This is a genomic window from Capnocytophaga genosp. AHN8471 (genome assembly GCF_016806945.1).
GTDB lineage: Bacteria > Bacteroidota > Bacteroidia > Flavobacteriales > Flavobacteriaceae > Capnocytophaga > Capnocytophaga periodontitidis.
Window position 1 is genome coordinate 1 of sequence record NZ_JAESPJ010000046.1, and the last position, 2,376, is coordinate 2,376.

At 34.7% G+C, this 2,376-nt stretch carries 1 protein-coding gene and 1 pseudogene; one reads left to right on the top strand and one right to left on the bottom strand.

The window, feature by feature from the left end:
• A partial coding sequence (locus JMN12_RS14930) for an Eco57I restriction-modification methylase domain-containing protein (RefSeq protein ID WP_203140052.1) occupies positions 1 to 1,035 on the top strand: 1,035 nt, incomplete at its 5' end.
• Between the two features lie 29 nt (positions 1,036 to 1,064).
• Here the strand turns inward: JMN12_RS14930 and JMN12_RS14935 are convergent.
• Positions 1,065 to 2,273 (bottom strand): annotated as a pseudogene (locus JMN12_RS14935) (Eco57I restriction-modification methylase domain-containing protein); the annotation flags it as partial.
• Positions 2,274 to 2,376: the final 103 nt, after the last annotated feature.

Here is a 2,376-nt window from a genome sequence, read left to right on the forward strand (position 1 = left end):
ATTGTTATTGGAAACCCACCATATGGAGCGAAGATCGATAACAACCAAAAAACTATCATTAAGAGAAATTATACTGTTGCCAATACGAGTAATGGTATCAAAGGATCAACTGACACCTTTTGTGTATTCATAGAGAAAGGTTTTAACTTACTCAGAAAGGATGGAACCCTAACTTATATTATACCTATGTCTTTCACTTCAAGCGATGCTATGGGGCAGGTTCATCGCTTGTTATTTGGAAATTGTGACACCCTAAAGGTTTCTTCTTTCTCTAATCGCCCAAAACAAATTTTTGAGGATGCTGGATTACGTGTGTCAATCATCTCGTTTACCAGAACAGAAACTCCTATGAAGCATCTCCTTACAACTAAAATGATGAGAAGAAGAAAAGAAGAGTCTATGAAGCAGTTGATGGACAATCTGCAATTCGCAGAATCTTTACCATACGTCCTGCCAGCAAGACTACCAAAAGTTGGTTCAAATAATGAAATGCAAGTATTAAATAAAATTTTAGAATTACCCCACAGGGTCAAGTCTTTTTTTGTTAATGATGGTAAACCTTTGTATTACAGAGCAGCAGGAGGAAGATACTTTAATGTTGTTACCGATTATAGTACATTCACATCAGCAGAAAAGCAACTAAATTTAAGGTATCATAGACAAATTGGATTATGTCTTTCTTCAACATTATTTTGGTTTTATCAGCAAGTTTATACTGATGGATTAAATTTAAAACAATCAGAAATAAAGAACTTCCCTCTTCCTAATTTTGACAAAATGCCGAAAGAAATACTTTCAGAACTCAACAAATTGTATAGCCGTTATCTTGAAGATATTGAGACTAAGGCAAACCGACGTATTGCCTCTGGTGATTCCAGCTACAATGTTGATTCATTCAAAGAATACAAGATTGTACGATCTAAAAGAATCATTGATGAGATAGATGATTATATCTGCCCACTATACGGCTTGACTCAGGAAGAAACAGACTTCATAAAGAACTATGAATTGGAGTTTAGGTTGGCTGGAGAATAATGATGACTGGAGGTGCTATCCTCCAATTATCATTTGGTCTTACTTTTCTTCATACGTCTAAACACCATGTCTTGAAGCATGCTTACAATATATGATTCTTCTTTCTCTAATCTAAAGAATTTAAGTACTATGGCATCTATCATCTTATGTTGATTATCATTAAGCGTTATTGAGATACTCGTATCTATAACTTTATCTTTAACCGCCATATACAGAGCTAATATTTCAGAAGGTCTCTTAAAATTGTAGCAAATAGGTATGCTCTTCAAGTCTGTCGCCTCTGCTTTTAACATACCTCCTCCCAAGTTTGTCCTACCTGTTATTTCTCTTAAAAGCCAGAACAATGATGAGTTACAAAAGAGCCAAATGTTTAAGGTTTCTTCTTGTGACAAGTCACCATAAACCTCAACGTAACTTGATGTATAACCAGAGCAATCGTTTATACTACAGAAATGTGTCCCGATTCCTCTTGGCATTATAAGAAGAGGTCTTTTTCTACTACTAGAAATATCATCTCTACTGATATAGCAAGACGAATTATTCCAACTATAGGTTGGTCCAATTTCAGATGTATAAAATGGATATGTTCGAGAAGATTGGTCATAAACAATATTGTTTTTTCTAAGATTAAGTCCTTGCCCAATACTAATTTTTGAAGAAAGATTTTTATCTTCAAGTTTGCTTATGATTTCTATAATTTGTAATAGTTTCTGCTCCGCCCTTATGATAACTCCCCACTTGTAGTTATGTAATAATTGGTTGCTTGATAAAAACAATTTTAGAGAAACATTCTCCGTATTATGGATGGAGAATGTATTGCATGGGTATTTTTCAAGGCTCCCATCACAATGAAAGAACTTAACAGGAAGATTATTATTGTTCTCGTTTCTGTTCCTAAAGATGGTTATGATAGTGTTAATATCAGCGGTTTCAAAGTACTTGTACTCCGAGTCAATTATTGCATGAATTTCACACTTCTTCAACAAAAATTTCTGAAACAGTTTCCCATAATCTGTGGAAAGCCAAGAGTTTTCAGTGATAAAGACGTTGTATCCATTTTGGTTCAATAGCCTCAGTGATAATTCATAGAAGAAAATCAATAAATCTGCTCCACGAGGAAAGGCTCCCGAATCTGACATTCTTCTCTTTTGAATTTCATTCTGCAAACTTATCTTTAATGATTCAGGGAAATTGGGACTTCTAGATTCTAAATACGGTGGGTTTCCAATAACAATGTCGAAGCCCTCTTTAGAGGGGCGATCTCACAAGAATCAATGGTATATCCCATATTCTTTCCATCCTTCTTGTTGACAATTGATTGGGGTATGTAACCCTGTATAT